This window comes from Pseudomonas sp. JS425, assembly GCF_018223845.1.
Lineage (GTDB): Bacteria > Pseudomonadota > Gammaproteobacteria > Pseudomonadales > Pseudomonadaceae > Aquipseudomonas > Aquipseudomonas asiatica.
In genome coordinates, this window is record NZ_CP073661.1 from 5,527,330 (window position 1) to 5,550,315 (window position 22,986).

Annotated in this window: 22 protein-coding genes; 11 read left to right on the top strand and 11 right to left on the bottom strand. The window is 63.7% G+C overall.

The genetic code is table 11. From position 1 onward, the window contains the following. Window positions 1–10: 10 nt before the first annotated feature. Genes rodA through KDB76_RS25470 form a run of 6 tightly spaced genes read right to left on the bottom strand, consistent with a single transcriptional unit; the run spans window position 11 to window position 5,932 of the window. Window positions 11–1,114 carry a rod shape-determining protein RodA gene (gene rodA, locus KDB76_RS25445; protein ID WP_015271941.1) on the bottom strand — a complete coding sequence of 368 codons (1,104 nt, stop codon included), beginning with the start codon at window positions 1,112–1,114 and terminating at the stop codon, window positions 11–13. A 38-nt stretch (window positions 1,115–1,152) separates the two neighbouring features. After that, entirely contained in the window at window positions 1,153–3,042 is a 1,890-nt protein-coding gene (gene mrdA, locus KDB76_RS25450; protein WP_015271942.1) for a penicillin-binding protein 2, read from the bottom strand. A 16-nt stretch (window positions 3,043–3,058) separates the two neighbouring features. Then, a complete protein-coding gene (gene rlmH / locus KDB76_RS25455; protein WP_003249722.1) occupies window positions 3,059–3,526 on the bottom strand; it encodes a 23S rRNA (pseudouridine(1915)-N(3))-methyltransferase RlmH in 468 nt (155 codons plus the stop codon). 10 nt (window positions 3,527–3,536) lie between these two features. Then, window positions 3,537–3,956 (bottom strand): ribosome silencing factor, encoded by a 420-nt coding sequence (rsfS, locus tag KDB76_RS25460; protein WP_013974359.1) that lies wholly within the window; start codon window positions 3,954–3,956, stop codon window positions 3,537–3,539. Window positions 3,957–3,999: 43 nt separating this feature from the next. After that, a complete protein-coding gene (gene nadD, locus KDB76_RS25465) occupies window positions 4,000–4,659 on the bottom strand; it encodes a nicotinate-nucleotide adenylyltransferase (RefSeq protein WP_013974360.1) in 660 nt (219 codons plus the stop codon). Window position 4,660: 1 nt separating this feature from the next. Beyond that, a complete protein-coding gene (locus KDB76_RS25470; RefSeq protein ID WP_003257568.1) occupies window positions 4,661–5,932 on the bottom strand; it encodes a glutamate-5-semialdehyde dehydrogenase in 1,272 nt (423 codons plus the stop codon). Between the two features lie 330 nt (window positions 5,933–6,262). On the opposite strand from KDB76_RS25470, the gene KDB76_RS25475 reads away from it, so the two are divergent. Continuing rightward, window positions 6,263–6,931, top strand: coding sequence for a DNA-3-methyladenine glycosylase (locus tag KDB76_RS25475; protein WP_013974362.1), 669 nt, complete (start codon window positions 6,263–6,265; stop codon window positions 6,929–6,931). Window positions 6,932–6,934: 3 nt separating this feature from the next. Further along, window positions 6,935–8,251: a bifunctional DedA family/phosphatase PAP2 family protein gene (locus KDB76_RS25480; RefSeq protein WP_013974363.1), complete on the top strand. Its 1,317-nt coding sequence runs from the start codon at window positions 6,935–6,937 to the stop codon at window positions 8,249–8,251. A 128-nt stretch (window positions 8,252–8,379) separates the two neighbouring features. On the opposite strand, the gene KDB76_RS25485 is transcribed toward KDB76_RS25480, so the two are convergent. Genes KDB76_RS25485 through KDB76_RS25495 form a run of 3 tightly spaced genes read right to left on the bottom strand, consistent with a single transcriptional unit; the run spans window position 8,380 to window position 10,055 of the window. Continuing rightward, window positions 8,380–8,970, bottom strand: coding sequence for an LON peptidase substrate-binding domain-containing protein (locus tag KDB76_RS25485; protein WP_013974364.1), 591 nt, complete (start codon window positions 8,968–8,970; stop codon window positions 8,380–8,382). Window positions 8,971–8,979: 9 nt separating this feature from the next. After that, window positions 8,980–9,696, bottom strand: coding sequence for an LrgB family protein (locus KDB76_RS25490; RefSeq protein ID WP_013974365.1), 717 nt, complete (start codon window positions 9,694–9,696; stop codon window positions 8,980–8,982). Continuing rightward, entirely contained in the window at window positions 9,693–10,055 is a 363-nt protein-coding gene (locus KDB76_RS25495; protein ID WP_003257558.1) for a CidA/LrgA family protein, read from the bottom strand. The genes KDB76_RS25490 and KDB76_RS25495 overlap by 4 nt, the downstream gene beginning before the upstream one ends. Before the next feature lie 143 nt (window positions 10,056–10,198). Between KDB76_RS25495 and KDB76_RS25500 the strand changes: the two genes are divergently transcribed. From KDB76_RS25500 to KDB76_RS25540, 9 genes are all read left to right on the top strand, one after another. After that, window positions 10,199–10,654 (top strand): MaoC family dehydratase, encoded by a 456-nt coding sequence (locus tag KDB76_RS25500; protein WP_024087792.1) that lies wholly within the window; start codon window positions 10,199–10,201, stop codon window positions 10,652–10,654. A 252-nt stretch (window positions 10,655–10,906) separates the two neighbouring features. After that, window positions 10,907–11,785: a 50S ribosomal protein L11 methyltransferase gene (prmA, locus tag KDB76_RS25505; RefSeq protein WP_024087793.1), complete on the top strand. Its 879-nt coding sequence runs from the start codon at window positions 10,907–10,909 to the stop codon at window positions 11,783–11,785. 42 nt (window positions 11,786–11,827) lie between these two features. Further along, window positions 11,828–13,189 carry a DUF3426 domain-containing protein gene (locus tag KDB76_RS25510; protein ID WP_038410162.1) on the top strand — a complete coding sequence of 454 codons (1,362 nt, stop codon included), beginning with the start codon at window positions 11,828–11,830 and terminating at the stop codon, window positions 13,187–13,189. A 254-nt stretch (window positions 13,190–13,443) separates the two neighbouring features. Further along, window positions 13,444–14,457, top strand: coding sequence for a tRNA dihydrouridine synthase DusB (gene dusB, locus KDB76_RS25515; protein WP_013974369.1), 1,014 nt, complete (start codon window positions 13,444–13,446; stop codon window positions 14,455–14,457). Then, window positions 14,454–14,774 (top strand): DNA-binding transcriptional regulator Fis, encoded by a 321-nt coding sequence (gene fis, locus KDB76_RS25520; RefSeq protein ID WP_012274390.1) that lies wholly within the window; start codon window positions 14,454–14,456, stop codon window positions 14,772–14,774. Before dusB ends, fis begins: the two co-directional genes overlap by 4 nt. Before the next feature lie 81 nt (window positions 14,775–14,855). Further along, window positions 14,856–16,463 carry a bifunctional phosphoribosylaminoimidazolecarboxamide formyltransferase/IMP cyclohydrolase gene (gene purH, locus KDB76_RS25525; protein WP_013974371.1) on the top strand — a complete coding sequence of 536 codons (1,608 nt, stop codon included), beginning with the start codon at window positions 14,856–14,858 and terminating at the stop codon, window positions 16,461–16,463. 135 nt (window positions 16,464–16,598) lie between these two features. Beyond that, a complete protein-coding gene (gene purD / locus KDB76_RS25530; protein WP_013974372.1) occupies window positions 16,599–17,894 on the top strand; it encodes a phosphoribosylamine--glycine ligase in 1,296 nt (431 codons plus the stop codon). A gap of 144 nt (window positions 17,895–18,038) precedes the next feature. Next, window positions 18,039–20,810 (top strand): hybrid sensor histidine kinase/response regulator, encoded by a 2,772-nt coding sequence (locus KDB76_RS25535; protein ID WP_038410163.1) that lies wholly within the window; start codon window positions 18,039–18,041, stop codon window positions 20,808–20,810. A gap of 177 nt (window positions 20,811–20,987) precedes the next feature. After that, a complete protein-coding gene (locus tag KDB76_RS25540) occupies window positions 20,988–21,584 on the top strand; it encodes a MarC family protein (RefSeq protein ID WP_013974374.1) in 597 nt (198 codons plus the stop codon). Window positions 21,585–21,591: 7 nt separating this feature from the next. Here KDB76_RS25540 and KDB76_RS25545 read toward each other — a convergent pair whose 3' ends face one another. Together KDB76_RS25545 and KDB76_RS25550 are read right to left on the bottom strand one after the other, a co-directional pair. Beyond that, window positions 21,592–22,221 carry a hypothetical protein gene (locus KDB76_RS25545; RefSeq protein ID WP_049798464.1) on the bottom strand — a complete coding sequence of 210 codons (630 nt, stop codon included), beginning with the start codon at window positions 22,219–22,221 and terminating at the stop codon, window positions 21,592–21,594. 83 nt (window positions 22,222–22,304) lie between these two features. After that, window positions 22,305–22,985: a hypothetical protein gene (locus KDB76_RS25550; RefSeq protein WP_023662437.1), complete on the bottom strand. Its 681-nt coding sequence runs from the start codon at window positions 22,983–22,985 to the stop codon at window positions 22,305–22,307. Between the last annotated feature and the right edge of the window lies 1 nt (window position 22,986).

Here is a 22,986-nt window from a genome sequence, read left to right on the forward strand (position 1 = left end):
TTCACCTTATTCAAACCTGAGCGATCCATTTGCGGTGCGTGTGGATCGACATCAGAACGCCAAACGCTGACAGCAGCGTCACCAACGAAGTTCCGCCATAGCTGATGAAGGGCAGCGGCACGCCCACCACGGGCAGAAGGCCGCTGACCATACCGATATTGACGAACACGTACACAAAGAAGGTCATGGTCAGGCTTCCCGCCAGCAGCTTGCCGAACAGGGTCTGCGCCTGGGCAGTGATCATCAGGCCACGACCGATCAGCAGCAGGTAGACGATCAGCAGCAGGCAGATGCCGACCAGGCCGAATTCCTCGCCGAGCACCGCGATGATGAAGTCTGTGTGGCTTTCCGGCAGGAAATCCAGATGCGACTGGGTGCCGAGCAGCCAGCCCTTGCCGAAAACACCGCCCGAGCCGATCGCCGCCTTCGACTGGATGATGTTCCAGCCAGTGCCCAACGGGTCGCTTTCCGGGTCGAGGAAGGTTAGTACCCGTTGCTTCTGGTAGTCATGCATGACGAAGAACCACATCGCCACCGCCACTGGCACCGCAGCCGCCAGTACGCTGAGGATCCAGCGCCAGCGCAGGCCGCCCATGAACAGCACGAAAGCCCCGGAGGCGAGGATCAGCAGCGCCGTACCCAGGTCGGGCTGGCGCACGATCAGGATGAACGGCACGCCGATCAGCACCAGGCTGATCGCCACATGCTTCAGATGCGGCGGCAACGTGCGCTTGGACAGGTACCAGGCGATGGTCGCCGGCATGATGATCTTCATGAACTCCGAGGGCTGGAAGCGGATCACCCCGGGGATGTTGATCCAGCGCGTGGCGCCCATGGCGTTGTGGCCCATCACGTCCACCACCACCAGCAACAGCACCCCGGCCAGGTAGGCCAGCGGCACCCAGCGAGCCATGAAGCGCGGCTCCAGCTGGGCGATGATGAACATCGACACCAGGCCGATGCCGAACGAGGTGGCCTGCTTGAGCAGCAGGTCCCAGTTCTTGCCACTGGCCGAATACAGGACGAACAGGCTGCCGGCCGCGAGGGTCAGCAGAATGATCAGCAAAGGGCCGTCGACGTGGATGCGCTGCAGAAAGCTGGCGCGCCGACGCATCACATCCTCGCTGGAGAGCATGCGATCGAAATTGTTCATCACAGGGCTGATTCCTGGGTAACGGTGGCAGGCGCGAACTCGGGCTTGAGCCGGCCGTTTTCGTCGAGCAACCAGGCGTCCATCACCTGGCGCACCACCGGGGCGGCGACGCCCGAGCCGGACTCCCCGTTCTCGACCATCACCGAAACCACGATCTTCGGGTCCTCGGCCGGGGCGAAGGCGACGAACAGGGCGTGGTCGCGGTGGCGCTCCTGAAGCTTGTTGCGGTCGTACTTCTCGCCCTGCTTGATTGCCACCACCTGGGCGGTACCACTCTTGCCGGCAATGCGATATTGCGAGCCGATGGCCGCCTTGCGTGCGGTACCGCGGGCATTGTGCATCACCTGCTCCATGCCATGAGTGACCTTGGCCCAGTCGGACTTGTCACGCAGCACGATGTTTTCCATGGGGTTGTCGTCCACCGGCGGCTGGCCTTCGATGGTCTTGGCCAGGTGCGGGCGGTTCCACACGCCCTTGTTGGCGATCAGCGCAGTGGCCTGGGCCAGTTGCAGCGGCGTGGCCTGCATGTAGCCCTGGCCGATGCCGAGGATCAGGGTTTCGCCGGGGAACCAGGCCTGGCGGCGGGTGGCGCGCTTCCATTCACGCGATGGCATCAGCCCGGCGGATTCCTCGAACATGTCGAGGGAAACCCGCTGGCCGATGCCGAACTTGTTCATGTAGCTGGACAGCCGATCGATGCCCATCTTGTGGGCAAGGTCGTAGAAGTAGGTGTCGTTGGAGCGCATGATCGCGGTGTCCAGGTCGACCCAGCCATCGCCCGAACGGTTCCAGTTACGGTATTTGTGGTCGTAGTTGGGCAGCTGGTAGTAGCCCGGGTCGAACACCCGGCTGCCGGCATTGACCACGCCGCTGTCCAGGCCGGCGATGGCCACCGCCGGCTTGATGGTCGAACCTGGCGGGTACAGGCCGCGCAGCACGCGGTTGAACAGCGGTCGGTCGATCGAGTCGCGCAGTTCGGCATAGGCTTTGAAGCCGATGCCGGTGACGAACAGGTTGGGGTCGAAGCTGGGCTGGCTGACCATCGCCAGCACCTCGCCGGTACGCGGGTCGAGCGCCACCACCGCACCACGCCGGCCACCCAGGGCAGCCTCGGCGGCCTCCTGCAGCTTGATGTCCAGGCTCAGCACGATGTCCTTGCCCGGTTTCGGGTCGGTGCGCTTGAGCACCCGCAGCACGCGGCCGCGGGCGTTGGTCTCGACTTCCTCGTAGCCCACCTGGCCATGCAGGTCGGCTTCGTAGAAGCGTTCGATGCCGGTCTTGCCGATGTGGTGGGTGCCGCTGTAGTTCACCGGGTCGAGGGTTTTCAGCTCTTTCTCGTTGATCCGCCCCACATACCCCACCGAATGGGCAAAATGCGCGCCCTGCGGGTAATGGCGCACCAACTGGGCCACCACTTCCACGCCCGGCAGGCGGAACTGGTTCACCGCCACGCGGGCGATCTGCTCTTCGTTGAGTTCGAACAGGATCGGCACCGGCTCGAACGGCCTGCGGCCCTGGCGCATGCGCTTCTCGAACAGGGCGCGGTCGTCGGGCGTCAACTCCAGCACTTCGACGATGGTATCCAGCACTTCCTGCCAGTTACCCGCACGTTCGCGGGTCATCGACAGGCTGAAGCTGGGCCGGTTGTCGGCGACGATCACCCCGTTGCGGTCAAAGATCAGCCCGCGGGTCGGCGGGATCGGCTGCACATGCACCCGGTTGTTCTCCGACAGCGTCGAGTGATAGTCGTGCTGGATGACCTGCAGGTAGTACAGACGCGCAATCAGCACGCAGATAAGCAGCATGATCGCGACTGCGCCGACCACGACGCGGTTGCGCACCAGGCGGGCGTCTTTCTCGTGGTCCTTGAGACGGATCGGCTGCGACATCGGACTGCTTACAGGCTCATTTATGGTAAGGATGCCCGGACAGCACGGTCCAGGCGCGGTAGATCTGCTCGCCGATGAGTATCCTTACCAATGGGTGCGGCAAGGTCAGCGGCGACAGCGACCAGCGTTGCTCGGCGCGCGCACAGACCTCGGGCGCCAGGCCTTCCGGGCCGCCCACCATCAAATTCACCGTGCGCGCATCCAGGCGCCAGCGGTCCAGCTCGGTCGCCAGCTGCTCGGTACTCCAGGGCTTGCCATGGACCTCGAGGGTGACGATGCGTTCCCCTGGCTGAACCTTGCTCAGCATGGCTTCGCCCTCCTGACGGATCAGGCGGGCGACGTCGGCATTCTTGCCACGAGTGTTCAGCGGGATTTCCACCAGCTCCAGCGACAGCTCGGCGGGCAGGCGCTTGGCATATTCATGCCAGCCTTCCTCGACCCACTTCGGCATGCGCGAGCCGACCGCGATCAGGCGCAGACGCACAGCGCTTTCCTTATTCCCGGTCCTTGAGCTTGTCGGAGTACTCGTGGGCATGGTCCGGGCTGTGGTGCTTGCCATCGGCGGCACGGCTTTGCTCGGCCCCCTGCCACAGGCGCTCCAGGTCGTAGAACTGGCGGGCAGCGGCGGTCATCATGTGCACGATGACGTCGTTCAGGTCCAGCAGTACCCAGTCGCTGTCGCCCTTGCCTTCTTCACCCAGCGGCTGGGCGCCCTTGGCCTTGACCGCTTCGCGGACCTTTTCCAGCATCGCGTTGATCTGGCGGTTGGAGGTACCGGTGGCAATGATCATGTAGTCGGTCAGGCTGTGCTTTTCGCGCACGTCGATGACCTGGATGTCCTGGGCCTTGACGTCTTCCAGCGCTGCCTTGGTCAGGGCGACCAGTTCTTCGCCGTGGATTTTCTGCTTGGTCATATAAAACTCGTTCAACTCGTTGGATGAGGCGCCAGAGGCACCGTCAGTTAGGTGCACGATACAGTTCGTGCGCCTCGATGTAGGCCAGTACGGCGTCCGGCACCAGGAACCTCACCGATTTGCCGCTGGCCAGCAGCTGTCGGATCTGTGTAGCCGACACCGCAAGCGGCGTCTGCCAGACGAACGAAATGTTTCCCGCCGGGCCGGACAAGGCGGTGGGATCGCTCTCCGAGCGCGCAGCCAGCAGGTTGCGCAGCTCGTCAGGGGGTTCTACGTCGGCATCCGGGCGTTGCAGCACCAGGATGTGACAGTGTTGCAGCAATTCTTCCCAACGGTGCCAGCCGGGCAGGCCACAGAAGGCATCCCAGCCCAGCACCAGGAACAACTGGTCGCCAGCGGCCAGTTCGGCGCGGATCGATTCCAGCGTGTCTATGGTGTACGACGGTTTGTCGCGCGCCAGTTCGCGGGCATCCACGCTCAGGCAGGGCACGCCCTGTACAGCGCCTTGCACCATGGCCAGGCGGTCCTGCGCGGCCACCTGCGGGGTGTCGCGGTGCGGCGGCCGGGCGTTGGGCAGCAGGCGCAGCTCGTCCAGCCCCATGAACTCGGCCACTTCCAGCGCGCTGCGCAGGTGGCCGATGTGCACGGGGTCGAAGGTGCCGCCAAGAATGCCGATGCGCCGGACTGCCTGGGCCTTGCTCAACTCAGCAGGACTCCTGGCCGCGCAGCTGGCCGTCACCGATCACCACGTACTTCTCGCAGGTCAGGCCTTCCAGGCCGACCGGGCCGCGGGCATGCAGCTTGTCGGTGGAAATGCCGATTTCCGCACCCAGGCCGTACTCGAAGCCGTCGGCGAAGCAGGTCGGGGTATTGAGCATGACCGACGCCGAGTCGACCTCGGCCATGAACTGACGGGCTTCACCCTGGTGTTCGCTGATGATCGAGTCGGTATGGTGCGAGCCATAGTGGTTGATGTGCTCGATGGCCTGGTCCAGCCCATCGACCACGCGAATCGACAGGATCGCGTCCAGGTATTCGGTGTGCCAGTCGGCCTCGGTGGCGGGCTTGGCGTCGATGATCGCCCGGGTGCGCTCGCAGCCACGCAGCTCGACGCCCTTCTCCTGGAAGCGACTGGCCATTTCCGGCAGGAAGCGCTCGGCCACCTGCTGGTCGACCAGCAGCGTTTCCATGGCACCACAGATGCCATAGCGGTAAGTCTTGGCGTTGAACGCAACGCGCCAGGCCTTGTCCAGGTCGGCGTGCTGGCTGACATAGACGTGGCAGATACCGTCCAGGTGCTTGATCACTGGCACGCGGGCATCGCGGCTGATGCGTTCGATCAGGCCACGGCCACCGCGCGGCACGATGACGTCGACGAATTCCGGCATGCTGATCAGCGCGCCCACGGCTTCGCGGTCGGTAGTCTCGACCACCTGCACCACGGCTGCCGGCAGGCCGGCGGCGGCCAGGCCACGCTGGATGCAGGTGGCGATGGCGCGGTTGGAGTGGATGGCTTCGGAGCCGCCACGCAGGATGGTCGCGTTACCCGACTTCAGGCACAGGCTGGCGGCATCGATGGTCACGTTCGGGCGCGATTCGTAGATGATCCCGATCACCCCCAGCGGCGTGCGCATCTTGCCGACCTGGATACCGGATGGGCGGTAGCTCATGTCGCGGATGGCACCGACCGGGTCCGGCAGGCCAGCCACCTGGCGCAGGCCGGTGATCATGCCGTCGATACGCGCCGGGGTCAGCGCCAGGCGGTCGAGCAGCGCGGGCTCCAGGCCGTTGGCACGGCCGGCGGCCAGGTCCAGCTCGTTGGCTGCGGTCAGCTCGGCACGAGCGGCGTCCAGTGCGTCGGCGGCAGCTTGCAGGGCGCGGTTCTTCTGCGCGGTGCTGGCACGGCCGATCACCCGGGAAGCCTCACGGGCAGCGCGACCCAGGCGGGTCATATAGTCAAGAACGGACTCAGTCATGGGTTCGGTGTCTTGGCGAAGGGGAAATCGGCTGATTATAACTGGCGCGCAAGTGTACGCCCAGCGGCGGGTGGCGGATGGTAGAAAATGGCTGGGGGCATTGTGTAGGAAAGATGTAACCGGGGTTATCGAAATTTCTATCTCCTATCAGGGCCTTTTCGCGGGTAAACCCGCTCCCACAGGGATTGCACAAGGCCTGGGACCTCCGAGGTACCTGTGGGAGCGGGCGAGCCCGCGAAAGGGCCGGCACTGCCAACATCCCACTCGATTCAGCCTCGATTAAGCTATTCATTGCTATCATCCCCGCCGTCCCAGCCACGAACCGCCCGCATGCCAGCCTTGCCCGACAGCTTTTTCGACCGCGACGCCCAGACCCTGGCCAAGGCCCTGCTGGGCAAAGTCATACGCCATCGCCACGGCGACCTGTGGCTGGCCGCGCGCATCATCGAGACCGAGGCCTACTACCTCACCGACAAAGGCAGCCACGCCTCGCTCGGCTACACCGAAAAGCGCAAGGCGCTGTTCCTCGATGGTGGGCACATCTATATGTACTACGCCCGCGGCGGCGACTCGCTGAACTTCAGCGCCCACGGGCCAGGCAACGCGGTGCTCATCAAGTCGGCCTATCCTTGGCAGGACGCCCGCTCGGGGCCGAACAGCCTGGCACAGATGCAACTGAACAACCCCGATGCCAGCGGCAACCTCCGCCCGGCCGAGCGCCTGTGCGCCGGCCAGACCTTGCTGTGCCGCGCCCTGGGCCTGAAGGTGCCGCACTGGGACGCCCAGCGTTTTGACGCCGAGCGCCTGTACGTGGAGGATTGCGGCAACTTCGTGCCACGGGTGATCCAGGCCGCCCGCCTGGGCATCCCGCATGGCCGCGACGAGCACCTGCCCTACCGTTTCGTCGATGCCGAATACGCCCGTTTCTGCACGCGGAACCCGTTACGTCGCGGCCAAGTCGAAGGCCGCGACTTCTTCATTCTGGAACAAGGAAGCTGAACCATGGGCCAATGGCTCGACAGCCTGACTGGCTGGCTCAGCGCCAACCCGCAGTGGCTTGGCCTGGCGATATTCCTGGTGGCCTGCATCGAGTGCCTGGCCATTGCCGGCATCATAGTGCCAGGCACCGTGCTGCTGTTCGCGGTCGCGGTACTGGCCGGCAGCGGCGCCTTCAGCCTGGGCGAAACGCTGCTGCTGGGCTTTCTCGGTGGCCTGGTGGGCGATGCGTTGTCGTACACGGTGGGCAAGTACTTCCACCAGAACATTCGCAGGCTGCCCCTGCTGCGCCACCATCCGGAATGGATCGGCAGCGCCGAGGCCTACTTCCAGCGCTACGGCATCGCCAGCCTGCTGGTAGGGCGCTTCATCGGGCCGCTGCGGCCTATGCTGCCAATGGTCGCCGGCATGTTCGACATGCCGCTGCCGCGGTTCATCGCCGTCAGCCTGGTGGCCGGTGCCGGCTGGGCAGTGGCCTACCTGCTGCCCGGCTGGGCTACCGGCGCAGCCATGCGCCTGCCCTTGCCGGAAGGCTTCTGGCTGGATGCCGGGATCATCGCCGGCACCCTGGCAGTCATCATCGGGCTGAGCCTGAACACCAGCATTCGTGATCAACGCCACGGTACCCGGCTGATCGCCGGCATGAGTTTCCTGGCCTTGGCCGGGGTCTTCCTCGGCTGGCCCTACCTGCACGAGTTCGACCAGGGCGTGATGACACTGGTGCAGGAGCACCGCAGCCAGGCCATCGATGGCGCCGTGGTGCTGGTGACCCGGCTGGGCGATTTCCGCACTCAGTTATTCCTCGGCGGGCTGCTGACGGGCCTGCTGCTGCTTGCCCGGCAGTGGCGGCATGCCATGTTCGCTGCGGGCGCACTGATGGGTACGGCGTTTGCCAACGGCACGCTGAAGTGGCTGTTCGCCCGGGCCCGCCCGGAAGTGCTGAGCGACCCGCTGACCAGCTACAGCATGCCCAGTGGGCACAGTTCGGCGTCGTTTGCGTTCTTCCTGGTAATGGCAGTGCTGGCCGGTCGCGGTCAGCCGCCGCGAATGCGCCTCACCTGGGTGATGCTGGGCTGCATTCCAGCGCTGGCGATTGCCCTGTCACGGGTGTACCTCGGGGCGCACTGGCCGACCGACATCCTCGCCGGGGCCTTGCTGGCGTGCTGCGTGTGCGCGCTCAGCCTGGCACTGGCGCAACGTCACCAGACACTCCCGGCCTTGCCGCTGCGGGTGTGGTGGCTGGTGTTGCCGGCGTGTGTCGCGTTGCTGGCGTTCTTTGCCATGCATGCGCTGCCACAGGCTTTGCTGCGGTATCAATATTGATGTCGCCTGTACCGGCCTCTTCGCGGGTAAACCCGCTTCCACAGAGATAGCGCCGTTCTCAGGCTTGATGCAGTACCTGTGGGAGCGGGTTTACCCGCGAAGAGGCCGGCACTGCCAACACATCACTATCAGGCAAACAATTCACCCTGAATCCGCTCCAGCAGCTTCTGGATTTCCCCCAACCGCTCCTGTGGCGAGTCGAGGGTCAGCAGATCCAGCTTGTCCTCTTCCATGAAGGGCAGCAGGTACGCCAACTGGTTGGCCAACGTCTGGCGCCCGTCCACAGGCCGCGGCATGTCCAGGGCTTCGACCATCGGGTGTTCACCCAGGGCCACCAGCAGCGCCAGCAGGTCTTCGTCCGCCTCGAGCAACGGGCTGTCCGCCTGCTCCGGCAGCCATTGCACCTGCCCCAACAGCAACTGGTCCTTCTGCACCTCGGTGCTTTCCAGGTTGAAGCGCCGCACGCCTTCGACGCGGATACCCAGCAAGCCGTTATCCTGCTGCACGAAGTCACGGATCACCGCCTCGCAGCCGATCGAGGCGACCACCGGCGGCGCCTTGCCGACCTGCTCGCCTTCGAGGATGCACACCACACCAAAACCTTCGCCCCGCTTCATGCAGCGCCCGATCATGTCCAGATAGCGTGCCTCGAAAATCTGCAAATCGAGGAAACAACCAGGAAACAGCACGGTATTGAGAGGAAACAGCGGTAGCGTCATCACAAGTCCTCAAGCCACCAGGCTGACCGCCAGCGGCAGGAACACCGCCGTGGCCACCCCCATCAGGCTCATCGCCAGCGCGGCAAAGGCGCCGCATTCGTCACTTTCCTGCAGGGCCACCGAAGTGCCCACTGCGTGCGCGGTCACGCCCAAAGACATGCCACGGGCCTCGGGGCTATGCACGCCAAAACGGCTCAGCAACGCCGGGCCGAAGATTGCCCCGATAACCCCGGTAATCAGCACGAACACCGCCGCCAAGGCAGCCACGCCGCCAATCTGCTCAGCCACCAGCATGGCGATCGGCGAAGTGACCGACTTCGGCGCCATGGTCATCAGGATCATGTGCTCGGCACCGAACCACCAGCCCAGCAACAGGCAGCACAGCGTAGCGAACAGGCCTCCGACTACCAGCGTAGTAAATGTGGGCCAGAACAGCTGTCGGATACGCCGCAGGTTGAGGTAGAGCGGCACAGCCAGGGCTACGGTGGCAGGCCCCAGCAGGATGTTCATGATTTCGGTGCTCTTGCGATATTCGCTGTAGTCGATGCCACACACCAGCAGCACGCCGATCACCAGCAGCATCGAGACCAGTACCGGCTGCAGGAAGATCCAGCGGGTTTTCTCGTAGGCCGCCAGCACCACCTGGTAGGCCCCAAGCGTGATGCCGATACCGAACAAGGGATGATGAACGACCGCATCCAGTGCGCCTTGCCAGTCGAGCATCATGGCTGCTCCTCGCTCCGGCCCTGACGGTGGATGAGCTTTTGCATCAACACGCCGACGAACACCAGGGTCACCAGGCAGGAGATCAGCAAGGCACCGGCAATGGCCCAGAAGTCGGCGGCGATATCTCTGGCATACACCATCACCCCCACCGCTGGTGGCACCAGCAACAGCGGCAGGTAACGCAGCAGGCTGCTGGCGGCCTCGTTTAGCGGCTTGCCCACCTCACCACGGGCCATGAGGAAGAACAAAAGCAGCAACAGGCCGATGATCGGCCCCGGCAGAAACGGCACCAACAGATGGTTGATTGCCGTCCCCAGCAGCTGGAATAGCACCAGCCAGGTCAAACCACGCAACAGCATAAGCATCTCCCTCGGGCATGGCCGCCATTATAAGCATGTGCCGTCATATACCGATATTCGTCGAAAAACGTGCAACTTGACTGAAACGGTTCGCCGTGCTGATCTTGCACTTTCGTACCAACTGACAATCCGGAGAGTCCGCGATGCCCCATGTACCGGTTACAGAGCTTTCGCAGTACGTTGGTAAGGAACTGGGCCGCTCGGCTTGGCTGAAGATCGACCAGCAACGCATCAACCTGTTCGCCGAAGCCACGGGCGATTTCCAGTTCATCCATGTCGACCCGGAAAAGGCGGCAAAAACCCCGTTCGGCTGCACCATCGCCCACGGTTTCCTGACATTGTCGCTGATTCCCAAGCTGATCGAGGACATCCTGGTTCTGCCGGAAGGGCTGAAGATGGTGGTGAACTATGGGCTGGACAGCGTGCGGTTCATCCAGCCGGTCAAGGTCGACAGCCAGGTACGGCTGAAGGTGGACCTGGCCGAAGTGACGGAAAAGAGACCGGGGCAATGGCTGCTAAAGGCGATTGCCACGCTGGAGATCGAGGGAGAAGAGAAGCCTGCTTATATAGCTGAGTCGCTTTCCCTCTGTTTTGTCTGATGCACCACAGTTTTTTCTGTGGGAGCGGGCATGCCCGCGAAGCAAGCACCGCGGTGAATGGCACGGGCTTCGCCCGTGTTCGCGGGCGCGCCCGCTCTCACAGGGTGCATGCCAGGATTTCAATGTTGTGCAAGGCAGTAGCCCTCACAATGTCCGTGCCCAGCCTCCTCTACAAACCCCCCGCACTCGCGTAAACTGCCAGCCTTCGCGCAGCCTAGGGCTGCCCCTGTCGATTTACCAAAGGTGCCCGCCATGCCCTGGCTGCAAGTACGCCTGGCCATCAGCCCGGAACAAGCCGAAACCTACGAAGATGCCCTGCTCGAAGTGGGTGCCGTCTCGGTCACGTTCATGGACGCCGAGGATCAACCGATCTTCGAGCCAGACCTCAACACCACTCCGCTGTGGTCGCACACCCACCTGCTGGCCCTGTTCGAGGCCGATGCCGACCCTGAGCAGGTATTCGCCCACCTGCGCCTGCTGACCGGCGCCGAGCTGCCCGAGCACCAGGCCGAGGTGATCGAGGACCAGGACTGGGAACGCAGCTGGATGGACAACTTCCAGCCGATGCGCTTCGGCCGCCGCCTGTGGATCGTGCCAAGCTGGCACGAGGCCCCGGAACAGGACGCGGTGAACCTGCTGCTCGACCCGGGCCTGGCGTTCGGCACCGGTACCCACCCCACCACCGCCCTGTGCCTGGAATGGCTCGACGGCCAGCAGCTCGAAGGCGCCCAGGTGCTGGACTTCGGCTGCGGCTCGGGCATTCTGGCCATCGCCGCGTTGCTGCTGGGCGCCCGTGAGGCGGTCGGTACCGACATCGACGTGCAGGCCATCGAGGCTTCGCGCGACAACGCCCAGCGCAACGGCATCGCCGATGAGAAGCTGGCGCTGTACCTGCCCGAGCACATGCCGGCCATGCAGGCCGACGTGCTGGTCGCCAACATCCTCGCCGGCCCACTGGTGTCGCTGGCACCGCAGCTGTCCGGCCTGGTCCGCCCAGGTGGCCTGCTGGCGCTGTCGGGCATCCTCGCCGAGCAGGGTGAGGAAGTGGCCGCGGCCTATGCCGCCGACTTCGAGCTGGACCCGATCGTCGTGCGCGACGGCTGGGTGCGCATCAGTGGTCGCCGCCGCTAAGCGGGCCTAGAATACTTTTCTGCACAGCTCCCGGATTGCCGCATGACCGACAGTTTCGTCACCCAGTGCCCGCATTGCCAGACCAGCTTTCGCGTCACCCACCACCAGTTGAGCGTGGCCCGCGGTGTAGTGCGCTGCGGCCACTGCCTGCAGGTGTTCAACGCCGCCAAGCAGCTGCTGGAGCAGAACCGCGCCGGCGGAGCCAGCGCACCTGCGGTGCCGGCACCGATGCCTGCTGCCCCTGCCGAGCCGCTGGCCGAACCGGTGATCGCACCCGAGCCTGTCGCAAGCGAATCCGGCACCACTCCGGACGAGGACTGGGCGCTCACCAGCCAGGCGCTGGACGCGCTCGACCTCGACATGGAACTGGAGCGCCTGGAGCGCCGCGGCCAACCGGCCTCGGCTCGCCCGGCAAGCCAGGATGACGGCCTGCAGGCGCGGCGTGACGAACTGCACCCGGACGAACATGCCGACGACCTGTTCGGTACGGCAACCGATGAGCCGTTCGAGCCGCAACAGGCGGTAGAACCCACGCCCGTGCTGCGGGAGCCGGAGTCCCTGGAGCTGGACCTGGAACCCGCCCCAGGCGAGCGTACCGAGCCGACGTTAGGTGGCAATCTTGACCTGGACATCGACGACGAACCACCGGTACACAGTACCGCCGCAATCGATGACCACCCCGAATTCAACGAACCGCTGCGGGCCAGCGATGATGAGGCCCCTGTACGGGGCCTGAGCGCCCGCGACGACGAGCCGCTGGAGCTGCACCTGTCGGCGCGCGCTGGCGAGCCTGTCGAGCCGCTGCCCGGCGAACGCCTGGAACCAGGCCTTGCCGGCAAAGCCGAGCGCCCGGCGCGCAAGGAGCCGCTGGTCGACGTGGTCGACGACCCGCTGCAACTGGGCTGGGAAAAACCCGCGCCCAACTGGGGCAAGCGCCTGCTGTGGGGCTTCCTGACCCTGCTGGCTGCTGGCTTGTTGGCGTTCCAGTACGTGTGGTTCCACTTCGATGAAATGGCCCGCCAGGACCAGTACCGGCCGCTCTTCCAGCAAGTCTGCCCGTTGGTCGGCTGCGAAGTGCCGACCCGCGTCGATATCGCTCGAATCAAGAGCAGCAACCTGGTAGTACGCAGCCACCCGGACTTCAAGGGCGCACTGATCGTCGATGCGATCATCTACAACCGCGCGCCGTTCGCCCAGCCGTTCCCGCTGCTGGAGCTGCGCTTCGCCGACCTCAATGGCCAGCTGATCGCCAGCCGTCGCTTCAAGCCCAGCGAATACCTGTCCGGCGAACTGGCCGGGCGCGGCGAAATGCCAAGCCAGACCCCGATCCATATCGCCCTGGACATCCTCGACCCAGGGCCGAAGGCCGTTAATTACAGCCTGAGCTTCCGTTCGCCGGAATAACCAGCAGCCCTGTGGGAGCGGGCGTGCCCGCGAACACGGGCGAAGCCCGTGCCATCCATTGCGCCGCCTGCTTCGCGGGCAGGCCCGCTCCCACAGGGGCCGCGCAAGGTCCTGGATCCTCACCCATACCAAAAGTCATAAGCCGACAACTGTTCAGATTTTATCCAAATCCATCTTTATCCGGTCACCGAGAGCGGGTATCATGCCAACCCTTTTTCGAACTCCAAGATTCGGCCCCACAACAGGGATCACCTATGTCGGCGGTACGCATCGGCCCATACACACTACGTAACAACCTGATCCTCGCGCCCATGGCCGGGGTCACGGACCAGCCTTTCCGTACACTTTGCCAGCGCTTGGGCGCCGGCATGGTGGTGTCGGAAATGGTCTCCAGCGACATGAGCCTGTGGAACAGCCGCAAGTCGAGCCTGCGCCGCATCCATGAAGGTGATCCCGAGCCACGCTCGGTACAGATCGCCGGTGGTGATGCGCAGATGATGGCAGCGGCGGCAAAGGCCAACGTCGATGCAGGCGCCCAGATCATTGATATCAACATGGGCTGCCCGGCAAAAAAAGTCTGCAACAAAGCCGCAGGCTCTGCTTTATTGAGAGATGAAGCCTTGGTCAGCGAGATTCTCCACGCCGTGGTCGGCGCCGTGGACGTCCCGGTGACCCTGAAGATCCGCACCGGCTGGGACCGGGCGAACAAGAACGGCCTGAACGTGGCGAAGATTGCCGAGCAGGCCGGCATCCAGGCGCTGGCGGTGCATGGCCGCACACGCGCCGACCTGTACACCGGCGAAGCCGAATACGACACCATCGCTGCCATCAAGCAGGCGGTGTCGATTCCGGTTTTTGCCAACGGCGATATCACCTCGCCAGAAAAGGCCCGGGCGGTGCTGGACGCCACCGGGGTCGATGGCCTGTTGATCGGCCGGGCCGCCCAGGGGCGGCCATGGATCTTTCGCGAGATCGAGCATTACTTGCGCACTGGCGAACACCTGCCAGCGCCGCAGCTGGAGGAAGTGGAACGCATCCTGCTGGAGCACCTGGCCGCGCTGCATGCCTTCTATGGCGATGTGATGGGCGTACGTATCGCCCGCAAGCACGTTGGCTGGTACCTGGCAACACGACCCGGCGGCAAGGAGTTTCGCTCCCGGTTCAACGCTTTGGAAGACACACAAGCGCAGTGCGCCAACGTTCGCGCGTTTTTCAGCGAACGTCGACAGAGCCTTGAGACAGAGGACGGACAAGGGGTGGCCGCATGACGATGATGACCGAGACATTTGTGAGTGGAACAACGCCCGTGAGCGACAACGCCAACCTGAAACAGCACCTCAACACGCCGAGCGAAGAGGGCCAGACCCTTCGCGACAGCGTCGAGAAGGCGCTGCACAACTACTTCGCCCACCTGGAAGGCGCGACCGTGACGGACGTGTACAACCTGGTGCTCTCCGAAGTCGAGGCGCCCCTGCTCGAAAGCGTGATGAACTACGTGAAGGGCAACCAGACCAAGGCCAGCGAGATGCTCGGACTGAACCGAGGCACCCTGCGCAAGAAGCTCAAGCAGTACGACTTGTTGTAAGCCAGAATCCCAACCAGAAAAGGCGGCTCCCTGAACAGAGGCGCCTTTTTTGCTGACTCCACCGCGTTATTGGAACCCGAAATGACCGACCAGACTACCCGCCTGCCAGTCCGCCGCGCCCTGATCAGCGTCTCCGACAAGACCGGTATCCTCGAATTCGCCCGTGAGCTGCAGCAGCTCGGTGTCGAGATCCTGTCCACCGGAGGCACCTACAAGCTGCTCAAGGACAACGGCGTCAATGCGGTGGAAGTGGCCGACTACACCGGCTTCGCCGAAATGATGGATGGCCGGGTCAAGACCCTGCACCCGAAAATCCACGGTGGCATCCTCGGCCGTCGCGGCACCGACGACGCCATCATGAACGAGCACGGCATCAAGCCGATCGACCTGGTAGCAGTCAACCTGTACCCGTTCGAAGCCACCATCTCCAAGCCTGGCTGTGACCTGCCGACCGCCATCGAGAACATCGATATCGGCGGCCCGACCATGGTCCGCTCGGCTGCCAAGAACCACAAGGACGTGGCCATCGTGGTCAACGCCAGCGACTACGCCGGCATCATCGAAGGCCTCAAGGCCGGTGGCCTGACCTACGCCCAGCGCTTCGACCTGATGCTCAAGGCGTTCGAGCACACTGCTGCCTACGACGGCATGATCGCCAACTACATGGGCACCATCGACCAGGCCAAAGAAACCCTGAGCACTGAAGGCCGCAGCGAGTTCCCGCGCACCTTCAACAGCCAGTTCGTCAAGGCCCAGGAAATGCGCTACGGCGAAAACCCGCACCAGAGCGCGGCGTTCTACGTAGAAGCGAAGAAAGGCGAAGCCAGCGTTTCCACCGCCGTCCAGCTGCAGGGCAAGGAACTGTCGTTCAATAACGTGGCCGACACCGATGCCGCGCTGGAGTGCGTGAAGAGCTTCGTCAAGCCGGCCTGCGTCATCGTCAAGCACGCCAACCCGTGCGGCGTGGCCGTGGTACCTGAAGACGAAGGCGGCATCCGCAAGGCCTACGACCTGGCCTATGCCACCGACACCGAGTCGGCGTTCGGCGGCATCATCGCCTTCAACCGCGAACTGGACGGCGAAACCGCCAAGGCCATCGTCGACCGCCAGTTCGTCGAAGTGATCATCGCCCCGAAAATTTCCCAGGCTGCCCGCGAAGTGGTTGCCGCCAAGCAGAACGTACGCCTGCTGGAGTGCGGCGAGTGGCCAGCCGAGCGCGCTGCCGGTTGGGACTTCAAGCGCGTCAATGGTGGCCTGCTGGTGCAGAGCCGCGATATCGGCATGATCACTGCCGATGACCTGAAGATCGTCACCAAGCGTGCGCCAACCGAGCAAGAGATCAACGACCTGGTGTTCGCCTGGAAAGTGGCCAAGTTCGTCAAGTCCAACGCCATTGTCTACGCCAAGCAGCGCCAGACCATCGGCGTCGGCGCCGGCCAGATGAGCCGCGTCAACTCCGCGCGCATTGCTGCAATCAAGGCCGAGCATGCCGGCCTGCAGGTCCAGGGTGCAGTCATGGCGTCGGATGCGTTCTTCCCGTTCCGTGATGGCATCGACAATGCGGCTAAAGTGGGTATCAGCGCCGTGATCCAGCCAGGTGGTTCGATGCGTGATGCCGAGGTGATTGCTGCCGCTGACGAAGCCGGCATCGCAATGGTCTTCACCGGTATGCGCCACTTCCGCCACTAATCAAGATGGCCGGCCGATCCTCGTCCGCTGTGGGAGCGGGTTCACCCGCAAATGCGATGTTGGATTCACCGCCGCATTCGCGGGTGAACCCGCTCCCACAGGGTACGAGGATTGCCGCCAAACAGAGGTTTTGACATGAAAGTTTTGATCATCGGCAGCGGCGGCCGTGAGCACGCCCTGGCCTGGAAAGTCGCCCAGGACCCACGCGTCGAGAAAGTCTTCGTTGCCCCGGGCAACGCCGGCACCGCCATTGAAGCCAAGTGCGAGAACGTCGCCATCGACGTGTGCGCCCTGGAGCAACTGGCTGACTTCGCCGAGAAGAACGTCGACCTGACCATCGTCGGTCCGGAAGCACCGCTGGTCATCGGCGTGGTCGACCTGTTCCGCAGCCGCGGCCTGGACTGCTTCGGTCCGACCAAGGGCGCGGCCCAGCTGGAAGGCTCCAAGGCCTTCACCAAGGACTTCCTGGCGCGTCACAAGATCCCGACCGCCGACTACCAGAACTTCACCGAAATCGAGCCGGCGCTGGCCTACCTGCAGGAAAAAGGCGCGCCGATCGTGATCAAGGCCGACGGCCTGGCCGCGGGCAAGGGCGTGATCGTCGCCATGACCCTGGAAGAAGCCGAAGCCGCCGTGCGTGACATGCTGGCCGGCAACGCCTTCGGCGATGCGGGCTCCCGCGTGGTGATCGAGGAGTTCCTCGACGGCGAGGAAGCCAGCTTCATCGTCATGGTCGACGGCCAGAACGTGCTGCCCATGGCCACCAGCCAGGACCACAAGCGTGTCGGCGACCAGGACACCGGCCCGAACACCGGCGGCATGGGTGCCTACTCCCCTGCCCCGGTAGTCACCGCCGAAGTTCACCAGCGCGTGATGGACCAGGTGATCTGGCCGACCGTGCGCGGCATGGCCGAGGAAGGCAACGTCTACACCGGCTTCCTCTACGCCGGCCTGATGATCGACAAGGCGGGCAACCCCAAGGTCATCGAGTTCAACTGCCGCTTCGGCGACCCAGAAACCCAGCCGGTCATGCTGCGCCTGGAGTCGAGCCTGGTGCTGCTGGTCGAGGCCGCCTTCGCCAAGGCGCTGGACAAGGTCGAAGCACAGTGGGACCCGCGCCCGAGCCTGGGCGTGGTACTGGCTGCCGGCGGCTACCCGGGCGACTACGCCAAGGGTGACGTGATCAACGGCCTGGACGCTGCCGCGAAGATCGAAGGCAAGGTGTTCCATGCCGGTACCGCACTGAAGGATGGCAAGGTGACCACCAACGGCGGGCGCGTGCTGTGTGCCACCGCCATGGGCAGCACCGTTGCCGACGCACAGCAGCAGGCTTACCGCCTGGCCAAGGAAATCAGCTGGAACGGCAGTTTCTACCGCACCGATATCGGCTACCGGGCCATCGCCCGCGAACGCGGTGAGCACCAGCAGTAAGTTGTACCGGACGTCCGCAGCGCGCCCCAGCACCTTGCGCCTGCGGCATCCGGCTCGTCGACAGGGCCCCAAGGGGCCTTGCCTTCGACTTGGCGCGCCGCGCATAGTTAGTACCCGGCACCTAGGCTAAGAAGGGATTTCGTATTGCGTCGGCTTCGGATTGCCTCAGCTCTGATCGTCAGCTTGCTGACCTTGCTCTGCATGTTCCCGGCGGCGGCCGAACATGACGGAGGCTGGGCCGTTATGCTCGACAAACAGGCCAACCTGCAACTGAGCGACGTGCGCTCCGATCGTTACCGCAACCAGTTCAGCCCGCTGGTACTTGCCGACCTGGATGCCGCTCCTGCGGAACAGGCCCTGTGGCTGCACTACCGCCTGGAGCCCGGCGAGCAGGAAAAACTGCTGCGGGTTTTCGCCCCAGACCTTTCTGGCCTGGACCTCTACGCCCTCGAGGGCGACAAGCTTCTGCGTCAGCTGCACCACGGGCGCCAGGCAGGCAATGCCAGCCCGACCCTGCGTGGCAGCGACCATGTACTACCCCTGCCCAACAGCAAGCAACCCCTGGATATCTACCTGCGCCTGGTTTCCGAGCACCAGTTGCGCCCGGCCATCAGCCTGGAGCCTGCGGCCGTGGCAGCCTCCGACCAGCGCCAGCCACTGCTGTTCGGCATGCTGTTCGGCGGCCTGGTGATGCTGATCATGCACAACCTGATCCGCTTCATCTACAGCCGCTCCAGCACCACCCTGATCCTGGCGCTGTACCACGGCCTGATGCTGCTCAGCGGCCTGATCCTGCTGAACCTCAGCGGCCCCTGGTGGCACGTTTGGCATAGCGCGCAAACACCCGCCGCATACCTGACGCTGGTCCTGGCCGGCCTGGCTGGGCTGGGTTTCACCCAGCACTTCTTCTCGCCATGCAACTCGCCACGGCTAAACCGCCTGCTGCAGGGCGAGATGCTGCTGGTCGGGGTGAGCGGGTTGGTGCTGCTGTTCGTCGACACCCTGCCCCTCAACCTGATGACCTACGCCCTGATGGCCCTGGGCAGCGTGAGCATGCTGTTGGTCAGCAGTTACCACTGGTACAAGGGCTATGCGCCCGCACGTCTGTTCAGCCTGGCCATGGTGGTGTTCAACCTCGGTGGCCTGGTGCTGCTGCCAGCGCTACTGGGCCTGACCCGTACCTCGACGCCCTGGCTGCTGTGCATCCTGCTGGGCCTGACCGTGGCCAGCGGCCTGCTGCTCAACCTGGCCGTCAGTGAACGCCTGCGGCGCATTAGCGAGGAGCGCTTCAGCGCCAGCCGCGCACTGGCCGCCAGCGATGCCGAAATCAACGCCAAGGCCGAGTTCCTGGCCAAGATCAGCCACGAAATCCGTACCCCCATGAACGGTGTGCTGGGCATGACCGAGCTGCTTCTGGGCACGCCGCTGTCGGTCAAGCAACGCGACTACGTGCAGACCATTCACAGCGCCGGCAACGAACTGCTGACGCTGATCAACGAGATTCTCGACATTTCCAAGCTGGAATCCCGGCAGATCGAACTCGATGACGTGCAGTTCGACCTCAACGCGCTGATCGAAGATTGCCTGAACATCTTCCGCGCCAAGGCCGAACAGCAGAACATCGAACTGATCAGCTTCACCCAACCGCAGGTACCACGGGTGATCAGCGGCGACCCGACGCGCCTGCGCCAGGCCTTGTCGAGCCTGCTGGAGAATGCCCTGAAAAACACCGACCAGGGCGAGATCCTGCTGGTAGTGGCGCTGGACCAGCGCGGCGAAGTACCGCGCCTGCGCATCGCCGTCCAGGACAGCGGCGAACCGTTGCCGGCCGCTGACCGCGAAGCCTTGCTGCAGGCCGAGTTGCACAGCCACCACTTCCTGTCCAGCAACAAGCTGGGCGGCCACCTGGGGCTGGTCATCGCCAAGCAGCTGATCGGGCTGATGCAGGGCGAGTTCGGCATCAAGAGCAGCACCGGCATGGGCAATACCCTGTGGCTGACCCTGCCGCTGGACCCTTCGCGCCTGGAACAGCCACCGGCCGACCTCGACAGCCCGCTGCGTGATGCTCGCGTACTGGTGGTGGACGACAACGACACCTGCCGCAAGGTGCTGGTACAGCAGTGCAGCGCCTGGGGCATGAACGTCAGCGCGGTCCCGTCGGGCAAGGAAGCACTGGCCCTGCTGCGCACCAAGGCCCACCTGCGCGACTACTTCGATGCCGTGCTGCTGGACCAGAACATGCCAGGCATGACCGGCATGCAGCTGGCCGCCAAGATCAAGGAAGACCCGAGCCTGAACCACGACATCCTGGTAGTGATGCTCACCGGCATCAGCAACGCGCCGAGCAAGGTCATTGCGCGCAACGCAGGGGTCAAGCGGATCCTCGCCAAGCCGGTGGCCGGCTATACGCTGAAAACCACCCTGGCCGAAGAACTGGCCCAGCGCGGCCGCGAGCAAGCCGTACCAGCCAGTTTGCCCGGCATCCCCCAGGCACTGGACCTGCCCGGCGATTTCCGCGTGCTGGTCGCCGAGGACAACAGCATCTCGACCAAGGTGATCCGCGGGATGCTTGGCAAGCTCAACCTCGAGCCCGACACCGCCAGCAATGGTGAAGAGGCCTTGCAGGCGATGAAGGCGCAGCGCTATGACCTGGTGCTGATGGACTGCGAAATGCCGATACTTGACGGTTTCTCGGCCACCCAGCAGCTGCGCGCCTGGGAAGCCGCCAACCAGCGCCAGCGCACCCCGGTGGTGGCGCTGACCGCGCACATACTTGCCGAACACAAGGAACGCGCCCGCCTGGCGGGCATGGACGGGCACATGGCCAAACCGGTGGAACTGTCGCAGTTGCGAGAGCTGATCCAGTACTGGGCCAATCACCGGGAAGCCAAGGTGGATCCTGTGCATAGTTCCTGATCTGAGGCGCCTGTGCCGGCCTTTTCGCGGGTGAACCCGCTCCCACAGGTACTGCATAAGGCCTGAAGGCAATGCTATCCCTGTGGGAGCGGGTTCACCCGCGAAAGGGCCGGTACAGGCTATCAACAGAATCTGCTGATAAACTCTGCCCAGCCATAACTGCCTGGACTAGCCCCCATGCTCCATGAGTTGTTCAGCGTCTACCTGAAAATGCTCGTGCTCTACAGCCCGTTCTTCGTGCTGTCGTGCTTCATCAGCCTGACCCGCGGCCATTCCAGCAAGGAGCGCAAGCAGCTGGCATGGAAGGTGGCCATCGCCGCACTCATCGCCAGTGTCCTGCTGTACCTGTTCGGTCGGGCGATCTTCGGCATCTTCGGCATCACCGCCGACGCCTTCCGCATCGGCGCTGGCAGTGTGCTGTTCATTTCGGCACTGGGCATGGCCCAAGGCAAGTCTGCGGTACAGGCCGACAACGTGCAGCAGGATGTCACCATCGTGCCGCTGACCATCCCGCTCACCGTCGGCCCGGGCACCATCGGTGCACTGCTGGTAATGGGCGTCGGTCACCCGCACTGGGACGACAAGCTGTTGGCCATCATCAGCATCGCCCTGGCCAGCTTCACCGTCGGCCTGGTGCTGTACCTGTCACACCGTATCGAGCGCATCCTCGGCGACCAGGGCCTGCAGATCGTCAGCCGGCTGATGGGGCTGTTCGTCTGCGCCCTGGCTGCGCAAATTATCTTTACCGGTATCAAAGGCTACCTGGCGCCATAGCCATTGCCTAATGCAGGTCGAACCGATACTCCCCTTGTGCATCCTTGGTTTTCATCAATGCCTCCAGCTCATCTCGCTGGTGTTGGAAACGCCCGTTATCCAGCTGCAAGGAAACGCCATTGAACCCGGCTTCCCCCTCCAGCGCCTTTTCGACCAGCAGCATGTCCTGGGGTATGCCGGCGATCGGTGCGTCGAATTGGAAGGTGATACTGCAAAGATCGAGGGTCGGGCCCGGCTTGAGCAAGCCAAGCTCGATCACCAGTTGCGAACCCTGCGTGCTGAACTTCAACTGGTGACGAAAACCTTCGATCGATCGGCCCAGGCCACTTCTTACTGCAGCCAGCACAGCCTCATGACCGATCGAGCGCATCTTCAGCCACGCCTCGAGTGGCTGTATCTGCGCGCTGCGCGCGGGCTGCCCCAGCTGTTTCAAGTCATGCGTACTGGCCAGCTTGATCCAGCCCAGTTGCCGGTATGCCTCGCGATAGGCGTCATACCAGGCTTCATAGTTGTCAAAGCGTGACCCCGCATTCCTGTTGGCCACCAACTGGGCGTAAAGGATGGAGTCGAAGGCAGCCTGGCGTTGAATCTGGCCAGCGTCCGCGCGATACAGTAATGCAGTCCCGCCAATCAACATCAGTTGTTCAGCTGTTCTGTCCATTGCATTGCCTCGTCACAAAGAGCCGAACAAGGCGGCGTTGCAACAACGCCGCCCTGCAATCAGAAGTCGTACTGGAGAACGTTCTCGACGCTGCGCACGCCGAGTTTGTTTTCCACGGTTTCGCGGACCTTGTCGTAGACGAAAGTGTTGAGGGTGAGCACAGCCATGCCGGCGTAGTACTCGGTCTTTTCCAGCTTCCACTGGATACCCAGGATGTCATCCTCCAGTTTGGGGGCAGAGGCCTGGATGCAGCTCACCACCATGACCACATCGTTGTTGTCGGTTTCGACGCAGGCGGCCATCCCGACCATGCCCCTGACCTTGTTCTTGCGCTTGTGATCGACCACCTTGACGTCATTTTCGACGGTGGTGAGTTTGTCGAAAGCCGCCTTGGCCAGCACACCCAACTTGGTACCACCCAGCACTGCATTGCCGACCGCACCGATCGCCCGTATAGCGACAGCGCCTACGGTGACAGACAACTCGGCAGAGGTTTCCAGCTCGAAGGTGCGACGAGGGATGGTAAAGCCAAGATCACGCATGACATCGATGAACCGGTCGTACCACTCCCTGCTCTGTTTTTCGGCATCGAAGGACTTGTCAGCCACCAAGGTGGCAAAGTGGAAGGCGTTCTTTACGTCATGACGGCTTTGCGAAGACATGCCTGCGCCGCAGGCCAGCAGGTTGCCTTCGACCAGGATGGCTGTGTCGGTCGCAGTGACTTGTGTTTCTGTGGACATG